The sequence below is a fragment of the Litorivivens sp. genome, assembly GCF_041625495.1.
In the GTDB taxonomy this organism is placed as follows: domain Bacteria; phylum Pseudomonadota; class Gammaproteobacteria; order Pseudomonadales; family Spongiibacteraceae; genus Litorivivens.
Window position 1 is genome coordinate 1 of the sequence record NZ_JBFJTH010000263.1, and the last position, 3286, is coordinate 3286.

The window sequence follows — 3286 nt, forward strand, 5'->3', positions numbered from 1 at the left end:
CTAGTGGTGACAGCAACACCGGCAACGGTGATGGTGTGATTAACGACCTGCTGGGCAGTGGTTCCGAAACGGGCAGCGATGGCGGTGCCAGTGATGGCTCCGGCTCTGGCCTAGGCGGTCTTGTTGATGCCGTAGACACCACCCTCGACCCAATTACCGATCCCGTTGATGCGGTGCTGGCCCCAGTCGTTGAAGCCCTCGAGCCGGTCACTGAACCGGTCGTGGATGGTCTGTCGCCGGTGATTGCGCCGGCGGACGGCGTTGTTGGCGATACTACGGGTGGCAGTCTCAGCGATGCGCTGACCACCAGCGGTGATGGTGATACCAGCAATGGCGACGGCGTGATTAATGATTTGCTGGGCAGCGGTAGCAGCGATGCGGGCACCGATGGCGGCAGCAGTGATGGCTCAGGCCTGGGTGGTCTTGTTGATGTGATCGACACCACGCTGGACCCAATTACCGATCCCGTTGATAACCTTCTTGAGCCAATTGTCGAAGGCCTGGAGCCAGCTACGGGTCCCTTGCTGACTGTACTCGATCCGGTTATTTCACCGCTTGACGGTGTGGTTGGTGATATCACCGGCGGCAGTCTTGAAGATGCGCTTGGCAGTGACGGTGGCGGTGTAATCGCAGATCTGCTCGGCAGCAATATTTCTGATGCGCCGCTGCCCGGTTTGGGTGGCGAAGGCTTTTACGGTTCAAACGGCCGTGATCAAATGGCGCTGCAGCGTGTTGACGAACAAGCCTCGGCTGCCGAGCGTTGCAGTGACGGCGACGCCGATACCGTTTGTGATAGCGATGATCTTTGCCCAATGTCCAAGCCGGGCAGCAAAGTATTGGCGAATGGCTGTGACTTGCTGACCACTGCCCACCTGGAATTGGAGGGTGTTCGCTTTGACACGAACAGCGCAGAATTGACGCCAGAGGGTAAGGTTATTCTCAAGCGTGCGTTGGTATTACTTAACGCGCAGTCTGACGGTCGGATTATTATTGCCGGCCACGCTGATACCAGAGGAAGCGATCCATACAACGAAAAACTCTCGCTGAATAGAGCGCGCGCTGTTGCCAATTACCTTGCGGAAAATGGGATCTCTGTCGACCGCATGGAAGTAAAAGCCTACGGTGAGTCCGACCCGGTCGCTGCGGAAGATAGTGAAGCGGGCAGTGAGCGCAACCGGCGAGCGGTCTTGATTGTTGCACCGCAGGCTCAGCGCAATGCGATGACACGCTAGGTGTCATCGCAATAGCTCGCAGACTTTTAAAAATTATCTTAGGGGAATACGCGTAATGGCAATCGATTTACCTCCGGTACTGCCGCCAGTTCTGGCGGACGAGGCTTCCTATTATGAATTGAAGCGCGGGGTGTCGAACACATTAGGCATTCAAGGGAATATCGCGGGCACAACGATTCGTGTCTACGGCAATCAAAAACTCGATGCCGAAGCGGTTCGTGCAATGATTGCCGAGGCCGCTGTGCCCTCTGAATTTATCAAGCAATTAACGCGCGCCTATTACGATGACGGTAACATTCTGACGCGCGTGCTGTATTTTAGAGAGGGAACAACTGTCTCTGTTTTTATCAGCGAGTATGAGTTAGCTGGTGTTGAGGGCAGTGAAAGCATTACACCGTATTTTGTCGGTTTGCGCGGCGACTCTGATCTGACCTTGGGAGAGTTTTACAACGCGCGTGAGCTCGCCAATATTCGTTCGGAGCGCTCGGGAGTAAATTACCGAACGCACTTTGAAGTGCTCGACGGCAATCAGGCAACGCTGGTGCTGGAGCCTGAGCCGGTTGCCGACCACGACGCCACTGATATCTTTCTCGAGCTGAATAATCGGGGTAGTCGGTTTGCTGGCCGTTACTACGGGATTGCCGGGTTGCAACACAACTTCGCGTCGGGAACGCAGGCCACACTGGCGTACCAGCACGCTTTTTCTGATTTGGGTGGCTCCCGCCTGGGCAGCGACCTCGACCAGCTGAAATTTTCACTGGACCATCCTTTTACGTTTGGCCTGTATGGCATAGAACTGGCCCACGTTGAGTACAAAAGTACCGTGGAGTCTGTGCAAACTACCCAGGGCAGCTGCACATTACTGATTCTGGGTTGCACGCCCGCAAGCAGCCAAACCACTGAACGCGGCGCCGACGGCGAAGTCAGCGAAATGGCCCTTACCGGCAAGCAGTACCTGTACAGCACGCCACTGGCGGGTATCAGTCTGTCGCAGCGATTAGAACATGTGGACACCAAGGTAGAAGCAGACGGGCTTTCTGACCCGTTACTGGATGAAACCTATCAGGTGGCTGAGCTGGGCGTTGATTATGTACGTCGTCCGGTTCCTGTAAGTGGCGACTCATCCCTGCAGGCCGGTTTGAAAGTGCGCTATGGCCTCGGCGGCGACGGTGGTACCTTGGACCGCTATGACGAGTTCCGGGCGCAGAACCCATCGAGCTCAGTACCGGATGTAGTACCAGCGGCGCGCAGCGCAGATTTTCTCACCTTTCACCCGAGCGTGGATTACCATTGGCGGTATGCACCGCAGTGGGTTGCGAGTGCCAGCTTTAAGGGGCAATTTGCCAGCGAGCAGTTACCCCAGCAGCAGCAGTATGTGCTCGGTGGCATGTATTCCTTAAGTGCCTATTTACCGGGTGCATTGATTGGTGATGAGGGTTATCTGCTGCGCCTGAACGTTACCACGCGTCGCAACTGGTGGGGGTTTGACTGGCGGCCGTCGGTGTTTATTGAACACGGCGCGGCCTGGTTCAACGAAACGTCCAGTGATCTGGGTGACAGTCAGTCAGCATCCGATATCGGCATCCGCCTGGCCACAGAGTTTGGCGACGGGCTGTCAATGGATATCGTGGCGGCGACCCCGCTGAGCAAGGATGTCAGTGATGAAGACCGGCTGGAAGATGCCGAAGCGGATTTCTTCTGGCGTCTGCGAAAAGTCTTCTAGGTGTTTTCCAGCGCGCGGCGGAAGTGGACCGCATAACAGTCTTGCGACTGAATGGCGGGGCGCTGTCCCTTTGGCGACAAGATAACGCCTGCGAGTGTGCTTAACGCCAATACTCCAGCCATTAGCCAGACGGGATTTAGCTCTGTCAGGTAGATCATGGTTACGCCCCCAATAATGTTGTCATTGGGGGCTAGACTAGCCCTCTCCCGCGATTCCCAATACTCGCAAATACCCGTAACTGCACGTGGTGTGTACTTACTCTCCTGGTGGGGATTCCCGTCTTCGCTGAGCCCTACCGTTATCCACGAGCCTGATCGCTACCTCGCGTTGC

Annotated in this window: 2 protein-coding genes; both read left to right on the forward strand. The window is 56.1% G+C overall.

Features of this window, described 5'->3' with window-relative positions:
• On the forward strand, positions 1 to 1232 hold a 1232-nt coding region (locus tag ABYP39_RS18170; protein ID WP_372784029.1), incomplete at its 5' end, for an OmpA family protein.
• A gap of 55 nt (positions 1233 to 1287) precedes the next feature.
• Entirely contained in the window at positions 1288 to 2955 is a 1668-nt protein-coding gene (locus ABYP39_RS18175) for a ShlB/FhaC/HecB family hemolysin secretion/activation protein (RefSeq protein WP_372784031.1), read from the forward strand.
• The last annotated feature ends 331 nt before the right edge of the window (positions 2956 to 3286 follow it).